Here is a 21569-nt window from a genome sequence, read left to right as displayed (position 1 = left end):
AGTCGTTTCACAGGCTGACTCCGCCTCCCACGGGTAATAGCAATTCAAAGTCACGCACCCGGTTGGCCTGGGCTGTCTGCTCCTCCGCCTTGCCCTCTTCCCACACATCGGTCAGGCGCACATTGAGGCGTAAAATGGCTGGCAACGCTGCGCGAGTCCAGTCCTTCTCGCCATCCTCTTCCACAGCACTGTTTTCAAGCCATTCCGGCGTGAAAGAAATGACGCCAGTGAGGATGATCTCTGGCTGGGACAGCTCGCCTTCGGCATCCAGAATCACACGGCTAATCAGAGCCTTTTCGCGGTCCCAATGATAAATCACCTGCTGCCAGGCACGGCCTTCACGCCGCAGCACCTCCGCCCGCGCAGGCAGGTTGATCTCGATGGTCCATTTCTGGTCATCGGAGGTGGTTTGCAGCCTCTTTTCTCCGTCCTCAAGGCGTGGGAGCCGGGCCAGATCATCCCCCAGGATGTGGCGCAGTTGATCGAGCTTTTGTGCCGCTGTCAGCCTCCCGCTGGCTGAGCTTACACTGCCCAGCATGTTCGTGGACATTTCTGCCACCAAGACACAGATCAAAACCGTCAGCACAGTGGACACTAGCATCTCCACCAGGGAGAATCCAGCTGCGGCAGTCGCCGTTGAATGACGGCGTTGCGTGGATAGCAGGTGGTGGGTCATGCCAGATTCAACTCATCCCTGAGGCTTCTTGCGCCGCTGCACCAGGGTGCGGGTGACGATGTCCTCACGGTCCCCTGACTGGAAGGTCACTTGCACGGTTTCCAGCCAGTCACTTTGATAACCCATGCCTGGCAGGGACTTCATGCGCATGATCACTGCGGCTTCCTCCTTGCGGGCGTTCTCGATCATGCGGCCCTGATCGTCAAAATAACGTATGGCATCCCATTCCCCCGTGGCAACAGCCTCTGCTGGCCAGGCGGGATCACATAAAAGCTGGTGGACTGTATTGCGAAGATTTGCCGTCAGGCGGTGGTCCCCGGCCTCCTTGGCATCCAGCAGCCCCACACTCAGCAGTCCCAAAACAGGCAGCGCGGAGCCTGCCACCAAAGCCAGGGCAAACATGATTTCAGTCAGACTGAAACCTGCGCGGCGTGTGGAGGCAATCTTCGCGAGAGCTGTCCGGGAGAAATTCATTCGATGTGAACCTCCCCATCGTGACTGCGGATAATGACTTTATAGAGCGGCTCGCGCTCAGGACCCGGACGGAAATGAAACTCCACCTCAGTTAACACTGTACCGGCAAGGCGTCCTTCGGGCGTAAAGTCAACGGCTGCCATGGGCAGGTCATTCTCTGAATTGACCTCACTCCACTGGACAACAGGAGCCGTGCCCCAGATCTCTTGGGCGGGAATCTGAGTACCATCGTCCAGTGTTACTTCTTCGCTTTCAGCCAGAGCCAGTGCGGTGGGACGGGGGGGATGGCGATAGGGCGTCCGCTGCATCTCAGGGGGATACGTGGAAAAAGGGCTGATGCTGCGGTCATCCTCATTACGCTCGGCAGCCCACGTGGTGGAAGGTTGGTATAGCATCAGGGACGAATAGCTTTCAAAGTCCCCTTTCAGATACTGCTCCATCACAGGTCCACCAATCCATACGTGCTCATTCCAGCGGTGCCAACCTGCATGCCCAGGTGCTTGCGTCCATCCACCAATGAGACTGCGCGGCAGTGGCACGCGGGTAAGCGGAGAGGTCTCCCTCAAGCTGGCATTTTTTTCAAAGGCGGTTGTCGGCTGGGTAAATGCAACAGGCTCAAGTTGATCCGCGGGAACACGGAAAGCATAGACCCCACAACCCGGCCGGAGATCATCTTCAGTAAGGCCAAAGTCATTGAGCACACCCGTCATCACCGGTGCTGTCAGTGCAACTCTCACCAGTGTATTTTGACGCTTGGCCATCTGACGTGCCTCACGCAGGATCTGGGCAAATTCCAAGGCCGCGTCGTGAACACCGTCTTTGCGTTTGAGAGACTGGAAGGAGCTCGCCGTCACGCTAATGAGGACCGTGATGATCACCATGGTGATCAGGATTTCCAACACGGTAAAACCAGATGCAGGTTTTACCACAGGTCTGACTTTAGCTGCGGGCCGAGCCTTTAGGGTGGGCGACTGAGTGCGCAGATGCTCAATGACGGTAGGCTGCCAGGCCGCCGGGCTTTTATCCAGTTTCATTGCTTTTGCACCAGCGGCGGTGAGTGCGGCAATGAGATCTGCCAGGGGAGCTTCTGCGCCGGATTCAATCGCGAATTCCAGACGTTTTAAACTGCCTTTTTTTAACGCTGAAACACTTTCGGTTAGCGAGGCGATATGGGCAGGCTCAGTTCTTCCTCCATGCGTGAGCACTAACCACCGCTCCAGCGTCAGGTCCAGATTTTTCAAGGCTTCAGGCTGCCCCCGAAAAGCACGCAGGCCGATCTGCTCAGCACCATTGGCAAAGGCAAGAGCGGGGGCATCATCCCCCAGGCTGAGAATGGTTACAGAGGACCCTGCCACCGCCGGATCATCCGCGGCGGTGCTGGCTGCTTTTTTGACCGATTTCCGATGCATGAGCACGCCCGAGACCACCAGAAAACCTAGCAGGAGTCCCTGTGAATCAATCCAGATCCACCGGGTCTGCGCTGGCAGAAATTTGCCGTAATGGATCTCCATTAGAAACTTCCCAGCTTCCCACTTATGAGCAATGAACGGGCACGACAGGGCAATGATGCCCAGCGTGATCGCGGCCAGCATACCGAGATTGGCATGCCAGACACGATTGGTGAGTTTCCAGTTTGAGGCCATGGGGGTAACGGGGGATAAAAATCAACTCACTTGTCTTCCGTCACAGGAAATCCATCGCTCATCATCGTCCACTCAGCGCCAGGGCTTTTTTTCTTTAACCCCTCTTTGGTGGTGACGTAGAGCGTCCCGTCAGCGGATTCAGCAGCCGTATGCGCTTCGCCTTCATAAACCTGGGTCCAGGCATCGCCCTGATGACGATAGACGCCCTGCTTGCCAGTCACCAGGACGGAACCGTTCCCGACCACGGAGATCTGTTTGGCCTCGATATCTGCATACCCCGGCACAGCCTGCCAAGCACCATCCTTCATGCGGAAGATGCCAGCCTTGCCACCAGACCAGACGGTGCCATCGGCACCCACAGCAAGGCTCTTGATTTCACGATACTTTTTGGCGTCGTCTTTGGCGTGCTCTTTTTCTTTTTTCATCATGTCCTTTTCCGCCACATCTTTAACTGCATCCAGCGTCACAGGCTTGCCTTCAGCCAGGAGTTTGGTGGTGGAAGCGATGTATGGAAATCCAGCAGCGCCGACGAAGAGGACGGCAAGCCAGATGCCTGCTTTAGGTGACCACCAGGAAGGTGGAGCGGGAGGTGTTTTGGGTGTGCTCATAGTATAAAAATCAAAGGTTCGATAAACGGGAAATTTCCTGGGTGAGGCGGTGACGGATGCGATGAATGGATACTCTGACAGTGCCTGCAGAGACGCCCATCGCAGTGGCTATTTCTGACCCGCTGCGGCCCTCACCGTATTGAAGGTTCAACAGGCTGCGATCACGCTCCGGCAGTTGCCGCATGGCTTCATCCAACAGGTCCTGCCGCTCTTGTGAGGCGATGATCTGATGCGCGTCCCGCTCATCTGCCAATTCACAGGTATCAACGTCCAGAGCTGCGTTCTCAAAACAGGCACTCAGACGATGCCTATGGCACCAGCGGCGACGCAATTTCGAACACGTATTGCGGGCGAGCACTGTCAGCCAAGGAGCAAACGGCTGCGTCAGATCCAGTCTGGGCAAGGCTTTGAAAACACGCATGAAAACCTCCTGCAACACATCCTGTTCCATCTCAGCAGGAGCGCCCCAACGACGGGCGAGGCTCAGCACCTGAGGGCTGTGCGTGTGCACAAGCCATCTGGCAGCAGACTGGTCGCGATGAACCAGCCAAGCAGAAATGGCATTGTTAGAATCAGCAAACATTGGGATTAAAAATCAAGACCCAGGCGCATAAACCGACGGCTACGGGAAGACTGGAGAACTGCATCTCGCACAATGACCGTTTCGATTCCTTCCTCATCAGGACTGGAAATGGACAGAGTCACCAGTCCCTGGCTGTTCCAAGCTGCAAGATCACCACTGGCCAGAGGGACGATCTGTACATTTTCCATGTTGGCCCGGCGGCGATAAGTGAGGCAAAGATAGCCTGACTGTAGGGTGCAGCGCGGCTGCGAAAGCCAGGCATCAGGCTCGCGCGGATTCAGCCCCATGGCATACTCAGCGATGTTTGTCACACCGTCCTGGTCATAATCATTTTCAGGCAGAGTTGCAGGATCTTGCAATTCACTCGCGAACCAAGCAAGACGCCAGTCTTCCAATGACTGTGCCGGGGTCTGCGGGGCAATCGTCACCTGAACAGGAGGCTGGACCGCGCTCAGTTCAGTGCCACGCAAAGCCCGTACCCGGTAGAGATACGTCTGCCCGACTGGCAGGCCGGAAATGGGGTATTCAGAAGCCCAACCATCTTCCACCAGAATTCCTTCGGCCTGCCCACCGACGCCAGCGGCAGAAATCAGAGTGCCTGGAGCAAAGGCATCGTCAGCGTCGCAAAGCTCAATCACATAACCTGTCGGTTCACGCCCCACAATGCCGCCTGCCCAGGCCATGGTGAAACCGGTATCAGTATAGTCATTCGCCGCCTGGTTCACAGGGGCATCCGCAGCCGTCGTATTCACATCCACGACGTGGTTATCGAACCAGAAGGCCGTGTGCCCCTGCTTCTCACCTGTTGCCTGGAAACCTGCGTAGATGCTGCTGTCATTAAAGAAAGCCGTATTCGTCACCGTCACCGCATCACTGGAGAGAAGCAGCACGGGAGTAGAAGTGCCATCCGGTCCACAGTCGAAAAGCTCATACGCACACAGATACTGGTCATATCCCGAGCGCACAAAATGATAGTCCAGCCTCAGCCAGTTTTCGGCAGCGTTAAAATTATCTAGCGAGTTCTTGCCGCTATTGCTGTCGTTGCTGCCATTGTAGCTGCCGACTTCGATTTCCAATTGGCTGTCACTCCCATCGCCATGTTCAAACTTCAGCTTGGCGAACATAGAAGGGTGAGTCTTGTTGAACGTGTCCTTGATCTTGGAGTTCGGCGTCGTGCTACCGATGAAGCCCAAGGTAATTTCAGCTTTGTCTTTATTGCCGGAAGTGATGTTGAGCACGTTGCTCAAATTCATCATCAGACTGGTGCGCGCATGAGGAATGCTGCGAGCATCAAAACGCACCCGACGATAGGCCAGGGAAACATGCTCAGTGGGCAGTGCCGTGCGCTCAAACTTGAACGCTCCACCAGCCGGTGTCCCAGTCCCTTCATCCGCAGTCTGAGCCAGTGAAGACTGTTCTGAAACGATCAGATATTCACCCTCATCCGCTTCCGATTCAAATGCGAGCGCCGATACTGGGCTGACTACATTGACTGTAAACGTGCGTACCAGAGTGTTATTCACGGACTCCCCGTCATTCACTGTCACAGTGATGATGGTCGTACCCGTCTGCCCTAGAACAGGAGTAAAGGTGATCGAGCCGACATCTTCCGGATCGTAGTAATTCACCTGGATTGATGGAATCAACGCCGTGTTGCTTGATGAAGCCGTCACTGTGACTCCCTGGGTGAACTCGCCACCATCACTGATGCCGCTGAGAAGAACGGTAAACAGACCTCCATTGGCTGCGATATCTTCTTGATTCGAAATAGGGTTTAAAGTCGGTGCCGAATTTGAGCCCGTGGTCAGTGTCGTGACATTGATCGCATCTGAATTATCGCTCTCTCCGGCAATGTTGAGCGCACGCACCCGGTATTTATAAGAAGTGTTGGAAGCGAGATTGAGTACGCGCAGGCTGCGCTGATCGGCAAAGATCACCTGGATACCTGTCGTCTGCCCGGTGCTGCCAGTGGCCGAGATAAACTTGCCAGCGGTGAAAGTATCCGTAGCGCGTACCACCTCCACAATAAATCCGTTCGGATAGGGGCCGACAGGCACTTCCCAATTCGAGGTAAACGAAGAACTGGTGATTTGATGAGCAGCCATGGCCACTGGGGTTTCAGGGGGCAAGTTCTGGATCTCCACCAAGTGATTATCCAGGTAGGTCTTCATGTCCGTGCCTTTTTCCGTATCCACGTAAAATCCAGCGTAGATCCACGGTGCTGAGACCAAAGTACCGTTGGTGACCGTGAAGGGTGCGCCTTCTAAAACCGTACCCAAGAGTGTGGTGCCATCCGGACCATAGTCCTCCACCTTATAGGTCATCTGAAACTGCACGGTGCCCACAGCCATCACCTCGAAGGTGGCTTTCAGCCAATGGTTCATCACCGTCTCATCGGAAACCACCAGCTCTGCTGATTCTTGTTTCTGACTGCCATTGTAGCTGGTCACTCGGGCTTTGATCACATGATCCTTGCTGCTGTCCTGTGGATCATTCTCTGCCATCACCTTTAAATGCAATGCGCGCTTGCCCTCCTCAAAATACTTCTTCAGTTCACTCGGTATGTTTGGGCTATCGGCAAAGCCCATGCGGACTTCACTCTTGCGCTTCTTGGTTTCGTCATCGTCCACTTCCTTGAAATTCACCCAAATGGACTGCCGCATCAAAGTCGGAGCCGGACCTGGATAGGCCTGATCCCGCAAAGCCAGCATGGCTTGGTCGGACCCAGTCGCATTGCCCTGGAAAATGGCACCGCCTCCAGCAGGCGAACCTATCCCGGCAGTAGCCGAATGGGTCAAAGTAGCGTTTTGATTCGTGACCGTCAGATTGTCCAGGTCGGGCGCCTCATCAAAACTCAGTTCCACCGGTGGCTGCCTCACTTCCACGGTGAATGACCGCGTGATGGTGTTGTTGTTAGGCTGGGTATCATTGACCGTCACTGTGATGGTTGCCGTCCCCAGAGCGCCCGCAGGCTTCATCAGAAGAGTTCCGACTGTGTTGTCACTGGTGTATAGAACCCGTGGATGAGGGATGATGGATGGGGCAGATGAAACAGCCGTGACGATCAGGGTCTGGGACTCGCCAAACCCCGCAGTAATGCCGCTCAGTTCAATATCCTGCTCAGGGGCAGTCGGCGTCAAAACCGGGTAATCGGGGATGGCATCCAGCGTCGGAGGAACATTGGCATTCATGGCCAGCGTGCTCACGTTGATGGGATTTGACTCACCACTGTTACCGGCAGCATTCACGGCACGGACTCGGTAAACGTAAGCGGTATTCGCCCCCAGGCCCGTGATGACAGTGCTGGACGAATCACTACCGCTGACTTCGAATCCACTCGCCTGCCCGCCCGTGCCTGTGGCAGAAATGAAGGTCCCTGGAGCAAACGCATTGGCTGCGGTTGTCAGTTCCACGATGTAACTGCCTGCCCCGCTGCTGGCCTGCCAGTTAGCCCGCAGAGCGTTCGACGTCACGTCGGATGCCGCAAGAGCGACAGGTGGCTCTGGAGTCACGGCCGTCATCTCCACCTCATGATCATCCACATAAACCGGCATGTTCGCGGACTTGTCCGTATTGATCAAAAAGGCAGCATAGACAGTGCTGGCCGCGCTCATCGTCGCATTCTCCAGGCCTGCTTGTGTCGCTGTACGCAGCAGCACAGGGGTCTGGGTCCCATCCAGCCCCAGGGATTCCAAGGTGATCGTCGCACTGAAGGTAGAAGCAGATGTCCGATTCACCGTCAACGTCACGCGCAGCCAGTCGTCAAAATAACTGCTGTCGTTAAAAGTCTGACCTCCAAACTTCACCTCTTTATCTGTCGCAAAATTGCTGCCCTCAAACTCCAGGTTACGGCTCTTGTTATCCCCAGGCTTCTGCTCAGCCTTGATTTTCAAATGGATGCTTTTGTGCGTCTTGTGGAGGAATTCCTTGAGGTTGCCCGAGTTTGTCGTCGTGGAGATGAAGCCGATCCTGCACTCCGCTTTCTTTTCTCCAGTGGTGATCTCTTCCACATCTTTAAAATTTAAAAGAATGGATTGCTTCCACTGCGTCACGGCACCTGCCGTATTGCTAGCCACTTGATGGGCCAAAGCGGTGGTGTCACTGGAGGTCGTGGACAAACGCTTCAATCCGCCAGTGGCAGGGTTTCCAGTCCCCACCCCCGCTTGCTGGACCATTGTCACATTGGCATTTGTTGTCAGAAGGGTATAACCCGCGAGATCATCGGATGACTCAAATGAGTTGGTTTCAGCCTGAATATTCGCGCATAGCCAGCTAGTCAGCAGGAACAGCATCCATGGAGAGCGGCGAGGCCAAGATAAATGTAACTTCATCAAATATACGCTATTGAGATTCGTTTGCAATGCAATGCGACAGATACTCAATAGCGGCAAGCTGTCAATACGTACCCAAAATTTGCTAACGCACGGACAAAAGTCGCCCAAGATTACCCAGTCTTAAGCCACCCCAATTTCCCAAGAGAGACGCAAATAATGCCTTGAGGCGCAACGAAACAATTGTCAAACCATGAGGACAGAAGTGCAAAACCCGCCCTTTTCATCTTGCAGGAGCGGTCATACTGACCAAAGCAGGGCTTAACACGCTCATTTTCTGACTTTCAGCCGTATTTTAACAAACATCGCTCTTGCCAAACCCCGGAGCCTTGGATTCTCCTACGCTTACTTTTAGTATACCCCCAATACCTGGATGGCGGAACGATACAAGATTTATGACAAACTCGGCTCTGGCGGCGTGGGGGCAGTTTTTCGTGCCTACGACAATGAGTTAAAGCGCTGGGTCGCCATCAAGCGCCTCATGTCAGCCAACGATGCCACCGGAGATCAAAACCTGGCAACAGAGTTGCGCCGTGAAGCCGATGCCCTCGCCTCCCTCCGCAATCCTAATATCGTCACCATTTTTGACGTGGCTAGCGATGCGGAAGGTCTTTTCATGGTCATGGAGCTTCTTGAGGGAGAAGACCTCGCCGATGTCGTCGGCCGCGGTCCTCTTCATTATGACGATTTCAAGGAACTTGCATCCCAGAGTCTCGAAGGCCTCCTGGCCGCGCATCAGCGCCATATTCTCCATCGCGACATCAAGCCGGAGAACATCAAGGTCGAGCGCCTCCCTGGTGGGCGCATGCAGTCTAAAATCATCGATTTCGGTCTCGCCCGTGCTGGCATGCGAGCGCGCAAACAGACCGAGGACCAAGAGGGCACCGTCATGGGGTCCATTTTCTACATGGCACCGGAGCAGCTCACCCGTGCTCCGGTGGACGTGCGGACTGATCTTTACTCCCTCGGTTGCGTTTTTTACGAAGCTCTCTCCGGCCGCAAAGCCTTTGATGGCGAGACTCTCAATGAGGTCATCGATAAACACATCAACCACGACATCATTCCTCTGAATCTTGTCGCTCCCCACGTCCCGCCGTGGCTGGGAGCCTGGGTGTTGCGTCTGATGGCGCTGAATCCTGAAGACCGCCCCACGGGCGCGCAGCAAGCCATCGAAGAATTTCGCGCCTGGGAAAAAATGTCTGCGGCTCCCCCGATGATGCCCTGGATGCCTCCAGGTTATGGCCAGCAGCCAGGCAGCTACACTCAGTCTCTGTATCCCGGCAGCGCCACCACCAGCACCATTCCCATTCAGCCAGGGTATTATCAGCAACCAGCCGAAGCGTATGCTCAGCCGGTTCTCGAAGTCATCCCGGATGCCGAGCCCATTATTGAGATGGCCGCTCAGACCACGCCGATGGCTCGCACCAGCCCACCAGCCAGTCGCACCACGGCTAGCAGACGCACTGGCAGCGTCACCAAGACGCCTTCAGTGCGCCTGCATTCATCGGCTTCCGTTCACGAGGAGGAAAAAAAGGGGCCAAACGTCAAGCTCATCGCCGCCATAGGCGTCGCTGCGGTTTTGCTTCTTGCCGGTGTTTGGTTTCTATTCAGTGGCAAAAACGATCCCGAAAGCGGAGGTGCAGCCTCCTCGGGTCTCCTCGGCTCCAGTGGCCCTGCCGAGGTCACGTACCAGCTCCCCCAGGACCGCCTTTTCCCACCAGCGGATACAGATATTTGTCTTCATCTGGTGGCCGGAGTTGGCGGCACGGGAAAAGACGGACGCCTCGCCACCCCGGATTCCGATGTCCTGGAATGGCATGACATCTCGCCTTTGGCCAATGACAACCTCATGCGGGCCTACAATAAAAGCAGTTCCCACGCCCCCAAACGCACCTTCTGGCCCACGCCTAAAGACGGCATCATTGGGGCCAAGCCGAACCGCACCGTGCTGGATTTCCGCCCTCGGGAAGGTCGCCCTATCGCCATGTCTCTTAGCGATGCCGCCAGTGAAAAAGAGAAATTCCCCTTCGGTTCACCAGCTCCCCGTGGCATGCCCGGCATGACCCTGGGTGTAGTTTTCCAGGCGGATGGCACCCGCCTCCCCATGCGCCTCCTGACCCTGACCGGAGATGGAGGAGCCGCAGTCATCCTCAAACTGGACAAGACCAAAAAGCTGGTCGCCGAGTTCCGCAGTGGTGGCTCCACTGTTTCCATTACTAGCCGTGATGTGGATTGCACCCTCCCCTGCACCGCCATCCTTACTTGGTCCAGCGATGGCATTGCCGAGCTACGCGCCCGGGACGCCCCAGGGAAACTATACCGCGCCACCGCCAAAATAAAGGCTCCCACTGCGCCCCTCTCCAAGCTCCAGTTTGGCAAAGTCGTCGGCTCCAAGCAGGACAATGCCCCGACATACGAACAATTTTCAGGCTTTTTGGCGGAGGCTATTATGTACTCTTCGTTGATAAAGGTGGACCAGGTTCAGTTGCTGGAAACCAAAACTCTGCGTGATTATTATATTCAGGGACCGCCGACCAAGCCCTCTTCTACGAAGAAGTAACAGCGTCTGTCAAAGCGGTTGCGGCTGCGTCCATTCGCGGCTTTCTTACACTTGAATTTTCTCACCTGATTCTGCCGTCTCACTGCTCATGAACCGATCCCCTCTTCATTGCTTTTTTGTTGCCACCTCATTCGCGGCACTTGTCTCCGTCAGCCCAGTTGCTGGCCAGGCCGCCAACTCGGGTGTCCAGGAATTCGATCCGCAAGCCTTCCCAGGCCAGGTGGTGGATGATGTCGTCGTCCCCGTTCCCAGTGAAGTTTTCTCCGTCCTCGATAAACTCGGTGAGCCTAACTGGCGCCAGGAAATCCGCACCGTGGACCTGCCGAAGACGGGTGATCGCACCAAGCTTTCTCTGATGTTTGGTCTCGTCGTGGCTGAAGGCTTCGTCGCCGTCCAAGCTGAGGACAAAGAAGCCGTCAAGGACATCGGTCGTGAAGTCATCGACCTCGCCACCGCCCTGGGCCTCATCAAATCCGTCCGCCCTCATGCCCAGGCCATCCTGGACGCCGCAGACAAGTCCGACTGGGCCAGCATCCGCAAGGAATTCGACCAAACGCAAAAAACCGTCCGTGATTCCATGGAGCAGATGAAGGATGCCGACCTTTCCCAATGCGTCAGCATGGGTGGCTGGCTGCGCGGCACTTCCTCCGTGACGTCGGTCATCACCAAAAGCTTTTCCGCAGACCGGGCTGAGCTGCTGAACCAGCCGATGCTGGTGGAGCATTTCATCTCCTCAATCGGCAAGATGTCCAAGGACAAAAAAGAACATCCGAATGTCTCTGACATCTCTAAAGGTCTCAAACTGATCCTCGCCAAAATGGAAGGCGCTGTGGACGGCTTCACGAAAGACGGCGTCCGCGAGATCGGTAAAACCTGCGATAGCCTCCTGACAGATATCCAGGCAGCACGGTAACTTAGGCCTCCAGTCTCCAACCCTAACCCTGGAAACCTCATGCCCCTTTCCCCCACTTCTTTCCTTCATCGCATGACTGCCCTCCTCACGGGCCTCATGCTTCTCCTCAGCGCCCCGCTCAGCCATGCCACCATTGACGATGCGCACAGCTTCGCCATGGAAGCCGCTGTACCTTTTGTCGAACAGGGCTTCATTGTCCGGGAAGACTACTGGAACGGAGAAGTCAAAAGCGGCCAAAAACTCATGGTCCGGCATCAGATGTTCAAAGGCAATGAATATGCCTTTTGGCTCGGCACTGCCCAGGATGATGTCACTTTTGAACTCCAGGTCCTGGATGAAACAGGCAAGGAAATCGAACTCGACTTCAAATCCCAAGGCATGTTCGCCACCGTCCGGGTGAACCCTCCGAAGACCGGTACCTACAGCGTCGTTTTTTCCCTCACATCCAAAAAGGAAAAGGGTGTCTATTGGGCACTCGCCTACGGTTACCGTTAAGCTAAACATCGCGATAATTCGCGACCACTAGCATTGAAATCGACTTCAGCAGACGATGAAACGTCACCCTGTTGGAGTCGATACCCGTATGCTCCCTTGTGATGCATGGCTATCTGCCATCATCCTTATCTTAGTCTTGCGCTTGGTGGCAAAAGAACTTGGATGAGCAGGCTAAATCTTGAATCCTTGCGGCTACCATAGGTGCGTGTTGACGCGCCGTGGCCTAGCACTTCGACACTCTTTCCCAACCTGTTTAATGTCCGTCGAAACCCTTACTTATGAGTCGCCCCAGTTTCTTCAGAAGCTGATCGGCCACGACCTTTCCGGCCTGCGCATCATTGCCGAACTGCTCCAGGTGCAAATCACCAGCCGGGATGGCTGGGTACGCATTGAAGCCGACGAGTCAGCCATCGCTGCCACCAAAGAAGTCTTTGGTCAGCTGGAGCGCGTCCGCCGTCAAGGTGGCGATGTCACCCCTACCCTCCTGCGCCTCATTACCGAAAGCGTGCTTACGGAGCACGGTGACGCGCCTGCGGATGCAATCATGAACCTGCGCCTGCAAGGTTCTTCCAAAAAGCCCCCGGTGCTCGTCAAGACTCGTGGCCAGATCGCCTATGTCCAGGCCATGCGAGAGCATGAAGTCGTCTTTGGCATCGGTCCCGCAGGCACTGGCAAAACGTATCTCGCCATGGCACAGGGACTTCATTTCCTCAGGGAAAAGATGGTTCAACGCCTTGTCCTCACCCGACCCGCCGTAGAGGCTGGGGAAGCCCTCGGGTTTTTGCCAGGTGACCTCAAGGAAAAAATCTTCCCTTACCTGCGTCCGCTCTATGATGCTCTCTACGACATGCTGGATCCAGATGAGGCCGAGCGCATGATCGAACGTGGAGCCATCGAAATCGCTCCCCTCGCCTACATGCGGGGTCGCACCTTGAAAAATGCCTTCATCATCCTCGATGAAGCCCAGAATACCACCACAGAGCAGATGCTGATGTTCCTCACCCGCCTCGGAGAAGGTGCGCGCTGTGTCATCACGGGCGATCCCTCCCAGGTGGACCTCCGCCGCCACGTTCGCTCTGGATTGCGTGAGGCGGTCGAAGTCCTGCAAGGGGTCGAAGGGGTAAAATTCGTCAGTTTCCTCTCCAAGGATATCGTGAGGCTGCCTGTCGTCCAGCGCATCATTGAGGCCTATGACAAACATCGTCAGGTCTGAATTCGTTCAATTTAAAGTGTTCTCATGAACACATTATACTCAAAAACGTTCCTTGTTGCTGACGTGGAGTGTGCTATTTTTATGGCAATTCCTCCCGAAAAATCCACTCATGTTTGACTCTATTCGCCGTGCTAAGCTGCAAAGAGCTGGGTTGTCTTGTGGGAAGAAGCGTCTCAAACATCAGGAAGGTGATCTGCTTGATGAGATCCGCACCCACCCGGCGGCCACGGTGATTGTTTACGCCGCCTTTTTCATCGCCCTCGGTATCTTGATGAAAATGGGTGCCGCCGTCATTCCAGGCACGGTCACTCCCCAGCCTATCGCTTACATTTGCATGGCCGCCATTGCCTCGGCCATGGTCGTACATCTCCGTGTAGCCTTGAAAGAAGACGTGGAGGACAATGCCGAGCTTGCTCTTGTCCTTGGCACCTTGCTATTACAAATGGCGGCCAATGTCGCCATGCTTGATTATGGCAATCAGCAGAGCTGGACAGGTGCTCTTCTTGTGGTGGCCATGCCTCACGCCTTTGCCCCGCTGGTACTCTCGGTCATTCTTGGACGCAGAATGGGGCTCTTTGCCGCCATTTATTCCACCTTGCTTGGCTCCATGGTCTGTGTCGCGGTGAATCCCATCACCTTCCTCGCCAGTTCCTCCCTCATCGGCTTCCTCGTTGTTCTCTTCACCAAGCGTGTCCGTCGGAGGAATCGCCTGTTCATGGCCGGCCTTTATATCGGCGGTGTTGCTGCACTTTTTTCCCTCCTGCTGTATGAGGCCTCCGGCACCGGCACTGGCAGTGTATCCATTGGCCGCGTTCTCGGTGTCCCCTTCGCCATCGGCATCATTACAGGTCTCCTTGTTGGGGGCCTTCTGCCAGTCATCGAAAGCATGTTCGGCGTCACCACGGAAGTTTCCTGGCTGGAACTGGCTGACCTGAATCACCCACTTATGAAACGCCTCAGCATTGAGGCACCCGGAACCTACCATCACAGTCTGGTCGTTGCCAATCTCTCTGAGGCCGCAGCAGAATCCATCGGTGCCAATGCCGCGATGACTCGTGTCTGCGCTTATTTCCATGATATCGGCAAGCTCACCAAGCCGGAGTATTTCATCGAAAACATGGACCCGGCGGATAATCCGCACGATGACCTCACCGCTCGCATGAGCGCCCTTATCCTCATCGCTCATGTCAAAGACGGCGTGGATCTGGCCATCAAGCATAAGCTCAATGTCAGCATTATTGATGTCATTGAGCAGCATCATGGTACTTCTCTCGCCTGGTTTTTCTATAAACGCGCCCTCGACCAAAAAGCAGAAATGATCCGCCTCGTCGAGCAGGGGAAATCCAAAGAGGACGATATCCCTCAAGTCAGCGAAGGAGTCTTCCGTTATCCTGGTCCCACACCCCAGTTTAAAGAATCCGCCATCATCTCTTTGGCGGATGCCGTCGAGAGCGCTTCACGCGCCCTTGAAAAGCCCAATGCCTCTCGTATCGAAGCCCTGGTGGACGAACTCGTACTCGACCGCATGAAAGACGGCCAGCTTGACGAATGCGACCTCACCATTGCCGATCTCGCCAAGGTTAAAGCCAGCTTCGTGAAGACCCTCCTGAGCATGATGCACAGCCGCATCAAATATCAGAAGGTCGCCGAAAGCCCTTCCACCACCGTCATCACACGGGATCCCGGCACCGCTCAGCTGACCAATGATGGAATGAGTGCCGCCATGGATAACCCATATGCGACAGGTGCCAGCGGAGACAAAAAACGCCCTGTGCGCAAGCCCCCATCCGCCGCTTGAAGAGATGATGGCCAAGCTGTCCCTCTACAACCGCCAAAAGACTCACCGCCCAGACCTGCCCTGGCTGCGCCGCATCATCAAAGCCGCCCTACCGCATTGCTTGGCGGCGACCAAGACCCCTGATGCTCCTCTTCACGATCTGGAGGAGATCGAATTTACCATCGTCTCCGATGAAGAAATCGCAGCCGTACACGCCGAATTCCTCGACGACCCCACTCCCACCGACGTCATCACCTTCCACCATGGTGAAATCCTCGTCAGTGCCGATACTGCCATCCGCCAGGGTGCCGAACATCACCAGCCTCTCAACGCCGAACTCGCCCTCTACATGATCCACGGCCTCATGCATTTAGGTGGCTGGGACGACCACGAGCCCGAAGAAGCCGCCGAAATGACCCGCCTTCAAGAAGCCATCTGGCAAACTTGCCTCGCACTGTATCCACCTCGCATAGTACAGGGGTGATCGAATCCCCATCATGAAACCGGCCTCACCCCTCGATAACATCGCGCTGCTCATTGATGCTGACAATTCCCCCGCAGCAAAGATCGACTTCATCATCGCGGAACTAGCATCATATGGAGCCGTCAACATCCGGCGGGCTTATGGGAACTGGAAGAAGCCCGAATTGGGGCCATGGGAGAAGATACTGCATGAGTATGCCATCCAACCGATGCAGCACTATGATCTGGTGAAAGGGAAAAATGCCTCAGACATGGCCCTGTTGATTGAGGCGATGGACATTCTATATACCAAGAATGTAGGGACTTTTTGCCTCGTCTCCTCGGATTGCGATTTCACCCCTCTGGTGCTGCGACTGCGTGCCGATGGCAAGCAGGTGATCGGCTTTGGTGGGAAGAGGGCTGCTACTCCTTTTGTAAACAGTTGCACCCGCTTCCTTTATCTGGATGAAAGCCCTGTCGAAAGGCCTGCGCCAACCGCTAAATCGGATGCAAAGGATGAAGGAATCAACCTGAAGCAGGATACCAAACTCATGAGTATGCTGCGCAGCGCAGTGGCTGCCAATGAGGGCGAAGAGGGTTGGGCTTCCCTGGGTGTTGTAGGCCAGCACATCTTTAATCAGGGGTCCTTTGACCCACGCAATCATGGTTTCAAAAAACTGAGTGATCTATTCCGTGCCATTGATCTCTTTGAAGTGAGGAAGATCATCAGTCCTGGAGGTGCTTCTATTTATTCGGTCAGATTGCTCAGAAAGTTCGGCCATACGCCATCAAACATCCCCCAACGATAAAGCCGAAATGGCAGTCCTCTTTACGCCTAAACTAGACTGGAATCCCCCGTCTGAGTTGGACCGCCCCACACAAAGTCAAAGCACATGATATAATCCACTCATGTCTGTGGGAATATCTCGAAGGCGGTTCACCCTCTGCCTCAGTTCCTTTTCCCATTATTGGTTTTCAAAAACCGCTCCATCTCCCCAAACAAAAACGCCGGTTCATCGAGTTGGATGAAATGCCGTGCTTTTGGAGCAAAGATCACCTCATGCTGCGGGATCGTCGCTACCTGCGCCCGATAATTGTCTTCCAGCGATTTTTTCTGTTCGGGAGTCGTTGCCATGGCGCTGGCACCGACAATGAGCACTGGCACCTGGATAGCAGAGACTTTCTGACGCAGATCAATCGTCATCAGCTCATACAATGCTTGCGCCACTGCCTTGGGTGCTGATTTCAAGCTGTCCGCTAAGACCCTTTCAAAATCCTTTTCATCAGTCACCATGCCCCTCAGGCTGATTCGCATGGCCATTTCAAACTGCTCCCTCTTTTGCCCGCCATACATGGATCGTATCCCTTTGGCCATCGCGTTGACAGATTCAGGAGTCGCTTTTCTATCGAGCAAACCCGGAAAATAAGGCACCCCGTCCACGGCGACAATCTGCCCAATTTGGTCAGGAATAGTCGCACCGAGCCAAAAGGCCATAAACGCACCCAAACTATGTCCGACAATGACGGGTCGCTCCAGTTTCTGATCGCGGATATACCGGCTCAAGCCATCACGGATCTGCTCCAACATCGGCTCTCCAATCGCAGGCTGGCCCGCGAACCCAGCCAAAGTCATCACATGGCATTCATAGCGATCCTTGAATCGTGCGACTGTCCCATCCCACACATTACCCGAGCAACTCAGACCCGGTATCAAGATCATCGGCCGCCCAGTCCCGGATACCGTGACAGAAAAAACTTCTCTCGGTTTTTCCTCTCCCGAGCTGCCAGGAACGAAAGCGGTCAGCAGAAGCAAGATCGCGAAGTTAAGATGAATTCTCATGAGTAAGCCCGTGATAAACAAGTCAGACAGACCTCCCCCGGGAATACAAACTTTTTCCGCCAGTTAGCCCAAGTTGGGTATAGACTCACTTGCCCAGATTCTCCAGGCCGCAGACATTCTCCAGATGCCAATTCTGCCAGATCAGAACCCGAGCAAACTATCCACCTTTAGATCTTCCAGCAGGATCTTTGCAACCAGCCTATTTTCCGCCACATTTGCTTATATTTCAGCTTGTCGCGCTCGGGGATTCATCAGCCACATTTCCCCCAAGAATCCCCACATGGGGATGGAAATCCCCATCACAAATCGTTTATTTTCAACTATTTAGGCTGAACACTCCCCAAATGGGGAGAAATTTGATTTTCACCCCCATCCTCCCCATACTCTCGGTTTTTCATTCTTTTCACCTGTAAAATGACACGACGTAAATCGCCGCTCATAAATCCTTTCTCTTGCACCTTCCACGCCTCCGCGCCATCTCAACTGAACCGTACCGTTACCACCCTTGTCTGACCCAGAAAACCAACTCACCCTTGTTGCCATACCAGCCCGCTGGGGATCTACCCGATTCCCAGGCAAGCCGCTCCACCTCATCGCTGGCAAACCGCTCGTCCAGCATGTTTGGGAACGCTGCCAGGACTGCCGTGAAGTCGATGACATCATCATCGCTACCGATGACGAGCGTATAGCCGAAGCCGCCGCCGCTTTTGGCGCACGCGCGGTCCTCACATCACCGGATCATCCCAGCGGAACAGATCGCATCGCCGAAGCCGCACGCTCTTTCCCAGACCACCGCACCATCATCAATGTCCAAGGGGATGAGCCTCTCATTTCCCCAGCTCTGATTGATGAGCTGGCCGTCGTCCTCCGCCGGGAACCTCAGGTGCGGATGATCACAGCCGCAGCCCCCATCCATGAGGAGGCCCAGGTCACAGATCCCAACGTCGTCAAAGTGGTCTTCGATGTGAAGGGTGATTCCCTCTATTTCTCCCGTTCTCCCCTACCCTACGTACGCAATGCCAGTGCTGGCGTACGTCATTATCGCCATCTCGGGATTTATGGCTTCCAGCGTAGCTTCCTGTTCCAGTTTGTTGCTTGGCCACCTTCGCGGCTTGAGCAGACGGAATCCCTGGAGCAGCTCCGCGCCGTCGAAAACGGCGTTCCTCTCCGCATCGTCCTGACCGACGATCTTTCCCCCGGCGTTGACACCCCTGAACAGGCCGACGCCATCGAAAAACAGCTTCTTTCCCAACCCTCCTGACCCATGCCAACCTCCCAGCAGCATCAGCCTATGAAATACATCTTCGTCACTGGAGGTGTTGTCAGTTCATTGGGCAAAGGGCTTGCCGCATCTGCCCTCGGCACCCTGCTTGAACTTCGTGGCCTCAAGGTCATCATGCAGAAGTTCGACCCGTATCTGAACATTGACCCCGGGACCATGAACCCCTATGAGCACGGTGAAGTGTACGTGCTGGATGATGGCGCCGAAACCGACCTCGACCTGGGTCACTACGAGCGTTTCACGCATACCAACCTTTCCCGCCTAAACAACCTCACCAGCGGTCAGGTCTATCAAAGCGTGCTGAACAAGGAACGCGCCGGCAAGTATCAAGGCCGCACCGTCCAGGTCATCCCTCACGTCACCAACGAGATCAAAGACCGGATCAAGGAAGTCGCCACCAAGATGACGGCCGATGTCATCATCACCGAAATCGGCGGCACTGTCGGTGACATCGAAGGCCTGCCTTTCCTGGAAGCCATCCGTCAATTTGGCCATGAAATTGGCCAGGGCAACGTGCTCTTCATCCACGCCACCCTGGTGCCTTACATCAAAGCCGCTCAGGAGCTGAAGACCAAGCCGACCCAGCAGTCCATCGCCAAGCTGCGCGAAATCGGTATTGCCCCACACATCATCCTCTGCCGCACCGAGCATCCTCTGGATCAGGACGTGCGCGAAAAAATCTCCCTGTTCGGCAACGTGCCTATTGAGGATGTCATTGAGGTCCGCGACGTCAAGCACAGCATCTACGAGGTCCCGCTTAAACTCCACGAAGAACGCCTGGATGACGTCGTCTGCAAGCAGCTCAATCTTACCACCCATCAGCCAGATCTCAGTAAATGGCGCCATTTCGTCCAGCGCGTCATTCACCCGACCCATCACGTGCGCATCGGCGTCGTTGGCAAATACATTGAACTTCAGGATGCCTACAAAAGCATCTACGAAGCCCTCACCCATGCCGGTGCCGCCAATGACTGCAAGGTGGACATCGTCCGCGTGGATGCCGAGGCCATCGAAAAAGGCGGTCCTGATATCTACCTCAGCGGACTGCAAGGTATTCTCATTCCCGGCGGTTTCGGGGACCGTGGTACGGAAGGAAAGATCCTCGCCACAGGCTATGCCCGCCGCGTCGGCATTCCATTCTTCGGCATCTGCCTCGGGATGCAAATCGCCGTCATCGAATACGCCCGCAACGTCTGCGACCTTCCAGCTGCGAACAGTACTGAGTTCGATAAGGCCACCCCTGCCCCAGTCATCAGCATGATGGAAGAGCAGAAAAAGGTGAAACAACTCGGCGGCACCATGCGTCTGGGCAACTGGGTCACCCAGCTGACCCCTGGCACCAAGGTCCATGAGCTTTATCAGGATACCATCATCAACGAGCGTCACCGCCATCGTTATGAGGTCAACGAAGAGTATAAGGACCAGCTCGAATCCCACGGCCTCGTCATCAGCGGCATCTCCCAAAAAGGTGAGCTGGCTGAAACCATCGAGCTGCCCGACCATCCCTTCTTCGTCGCCTGCCAGTTCCATCCTGAGTTCAGCAGCAAGCCTAACGATCCGCATCCCATCTTCAACGGCTTCGTTAAAGCCGCACTTCAGCATCACAGTGCACCCGAGCCTCTCTGCTAATCAGGCGATTCAAGCCTAACTAACTCTTCAAAACAAAACCCGCCCGGCTTAATCGGCCAGGCGGGTTTTTTATATGGCTCGTTAAGAGCCCCCCATCAGTGCATCTCCACCGCGCAGCTTCCAAGGCCGCCACGGAAGTAGTTGAATTGCACATTCGGGTGATCCGCCAGCAGGGACATCGGCACCGCCGCATCCGCCAGCCGCTTGGAGATCATCAGAGCCGTCAGGCGCTGGCCTAGCGGATTGTCATGCATCCCCGCCTGCCAGATGCTCACCTTCTCCGCCATCCAGGTTTCCTTCGGCCCCACCGTGATGGCCATCTGGGGTACCATCGTGATGTTACCACCGCCAGAAGTACGGGCATTTTGGGAAAGCGTGACCGGATGCAGATCCACAATCCGGGTACCTAGCTTCCGGTATTCAGCCGGTGGTGGTGGCTCAGTCTTCCATTTACCACTGCGCTTCAATGGATCATTGAAGGCCCAATGTTTGATGTCTCCCTGACCACCCTGCATCACAATGCAGCGCACGCCTGAATGCCAGCTTTTAACGTATTCAGTCACATCCGCTTTAGGGAAGTGCATATGAGCATCCGGCATGACCAGTTTCTTCTGGATGCGGTCAAAGCAAAGCTCACGGTCAGCCTTCTCAAAGGACAAGGGATGCTCCATGGAGACTTCCTTCTTCGTTTCCGGGTCATACCACTCATCCATGCCCCAGAAGTGTCCATCCTTGATGGAAATACCCAGGTCATTAATGAGCCGTGCTACCAGTGGCAGTTGCTCCGTCGGCCCCACGGGACCGCAGATACCCGCCGGATTGTCAGCCGTGGCCTGCTTCCAGGCATGAATGTATTCCAGCGCTTCAGCCAGGTAGAAGTCCTCCAGAGTATCGTACATCACCACTTTGAAGCCAGGACGGGAGAGCTGGCGGAGATCACGCTCTGTCAGACGGGCCGCGTCATTGATCAGGTCATTGTCGAGCGTGGTGTAATCCCACCAGTCGGGGGCTATATGGCTGAGTTTGCGAGGCATAGGTCAGGTCAGGATATGGGATTGCAAAAAGGAACAAACGCGGACAGAA

The 21569-nt window shown here is 55.2% G+C and carries 17 protein-coding genes; 9 read left to right on the top strand and 8 right to left on the bottom strand.

Translation table 11 applies throughout. The features are described from left to right. Positions 1 to 7: 7 nt before the first annotated feature. The 6 genes from EI77_RS14195 to EI77_RS14170 are packed head-to-tail and all read right to left on the bottom strand — an operon-like array spanning position 8 to position 8276. The gene (locus EI77_RS14195) at positions 8 to 676 is read right to left on the bottom strand and encodes a PulJ/GspJ family protein (protein WP_133795954.1); all 669 of its coding nucleotides are present in this window, start codon (positions 674 to 676) and stop codon (positions 8 to 10) included. Between the two features lie 12 nt (positions 677 to 688). Then, entirely contained in the window at positions 689 to 1150 is a 462-nt protein-coding gene (locus EI77_RS14190; RefSeq protein ID WP_133795953.1) for a prepilin-type N-terminal cleavage/methylation domain-containing protein, read from the bottom strand. Beyond that, a complete protein-coding gene (locus EI77_RS14185; RefSeq protein WP_133795952.1) occupies positions 1147 to 2793 on the bottom strand; it encodes a pilus assembly FimT family protein in 1647 nt (548 codons plus the stop codon). Before EI77_RS14185 ends, EI77_RS14190 begins: the two co-directional genes overlap by 4 nt. Positions 2794 to 2819: 26 nt before the next feature. Further along, a complete protein-coding gene (locus EI77_RS14180) occupies positions 2820 to 3401 on the bottom strand; it encodes a hypothetical protein (RefSeq protein WP_133795951.1) in 582 nt (193 codons plus the stop codon). Positions 3402 to 3411: 10 nt separating this feature from the next. Continuing rightward, on the bottom strand, positions 3412 to 3984 hold the full coding sequence (locus tag EI77_RS14175) for an RNA polymerase sigma factor (protein ID WP_133795950.1): 573 nt from the start codon (positions 3982 to 3984) through the stop codon (positions 3412 to 3414). Positions 3985 to 3989: 5 nt separating this feature from the next. Beyond that, positions 3990 to 8276, bottom strand: a complete 4287-nt coding sequence (locus EI77_RS14170; protein ID WP_133795949.1) for a fibronectin type III domain-containing protein — start codon at positions 8274 to 8276, stop codon at positions 3990 to 3992. A gap of 412 nt (positions 8277 to 8688) precedes the next feature. Between EI77_RS14170 and EI77_RS14165 the strand changes: the two genes are divergently transcribed. The 7 genes from EI77_RS14165 (at position 8689) to EI77_RS14135 (ending at position 16544) form a co-directional block, all read left to right on the top strand. Beyond that, complete coding sequence (locus EI77_RS14165) at positions 8689 to 10875, top strand: serine/threonine-protein kinase (RefSeq protein WP_133795948.1); 2187 nt, start codon at positions 8689 to 8691, stop codon at positions 10873 to 10875. Between the two features lie 88 nt (positions 10876 to 10963). After that, the gene (locus EI77_RS14160) at positions 10964 to 11788 is read left to right on the top strand and encodes a hypothetical protein (RefSeq protein WP_133795947.1); all 825 of its coding nucleotides are present in this window, start codon (positions 10964 to 10966) and stop codon (positions 11786 to 11788) included. A gap of 72 nt (positions 11789 to 11860) precedes the next feature. Continuing rightward, complete coding sequence (locus EI77_RS14155) at positions 11861 to 12283, top strand: hypothetical protein (RefSeq protein ID WP_133795946.1); 423 nt, start codon at positions 11861 to 11863, stop codon at positions 12281 to 12283. Positions 12284 to 12539: 256 nt separating this feature from the next. Continuing rightward, positions 12540 to 13496, top strand: coding sequence for a PhoH family protein (locus tag EI77_RS14150; protein ID WP_133795945.1), 957 nt, complete (start codon positions 12540 to 12542; stop codon positions 13494 to 13496). A 109-nt stretch (positions 13497 to 13605) separates the two neighbouring features. Next, positions 13606 to 15294, top strand: a complete 1689-nt coding sequence (locus EI77_RS14145; protein WP_133795944.1) for an HD family phosphohydrolase — start codon at positions 13606 to 13608, stop codon at positions 15292 to 15294. Between the two features lie 4 nt (positions 15295 to 15298). Further along, the gene (ybeY, locus tag EI77_RS14140; protein WP_166647263.1) at positions 15299 to 15757 is read left to right on the top strand and encodes an rRNA maturation RNase YbeY; all 459 of its coding nucleotides are present in this window, start codon (positions 15299 to 15301) and stop codon (positions 15755 to 15757) included. A 13-nt stretch (positions 15758 to 15770) separates the two neighbouring features. Further along, the gene (locus EI77_RS14135) at positions 15771 to 16544 is read left to right on the top strand and encodes an NYN domain-containing protein (protein ID WP_133795942.1); all 774 of its coding nucleotides are present in this window, start codon (positions 15771 to 15773) and stop codon (positions 16542 to 16544) included. Positions 16545 to 16684: 140 nt separating this feature from the next. Here EI77_RS14135 and EI77_RS14130 read toward each other — a convergent pair whose 3' ends face one another. After that, positions 16685 to 17575 carry an alpha/beta fold hydrolase gene (locus tag EI77_RS14130; RefSeq protein ID WP_133795941.1) on the bottom strand — a complete coding sequence of 297 codons (891 nt, stop codon included), beginning with the start codon at positions 17573 to 17575 and terminating at the stop codon, positions 16685 to 16687. A gap of 505 nt (positions 17576 to 18080) precedes the next feature. Here EI77_RS14130 and kdsB point away from each other — a divergent pair. Then, on the top strand, positions 18081 to 18836 hold the full coding sequence (gene kdsB, locus EI77_RS14125; protein WP_166647262.1) for a 3-deoxy-manno-octulosonate cytidylyltransferase: 756 nt from the start codon (positions 18081 to 18083) through the stop codon (positions 18834 to 18836). A gap of 30 nt (positions 18837 to 18866) precedes the next feature. Next, on the top strand, positions 18867 to 20486 hold the full coding sequence (gene pyrG / locus EI77_RS14120; RefSeq protein ID WP_133795940.1) for a CTP synthase: 1620 nt from the start codon (positions 18867 to 18869) through the stop codon (positions 20484 to 20486). A 95-nt stretch (positions 20487 to 20581) separates the two neighbouring features. Here pyrG and EI77_RS14115 read toward each other — a convergent pair whose 3' ends face one another. Next, the gene (locus EI77_RS14115) at positions 20582 to 21520 is read right to left on the bottom strand and encodes a sugar phosphate isomerase family (RefSeq protein WP_133795939.1); all 939 of its coding nucleotides are present in this window, start codon (positions 21518 to 21520) and stop codon (positions 20582 to 20584) included. Positions 21521 to 21569: the final 49 nt, after the last annotated feature.

This window comes from Prosthecobacter fusiformis, from assembly GCF_004364345.1.
GTDB classification, from domain to species: domain Bacteria; phylum Verrucomicrobiota; class Verrucomicrobiia; order Verrucomicrobiales; family Verrucomicrobiaceae; genus Prosthecobacter; species Prosthecobacter fusiformis.
Note: the sequence above shows the minus strand (reverse complement) of the source record. Positions and strands in the feature narration are given on the sequence as shown.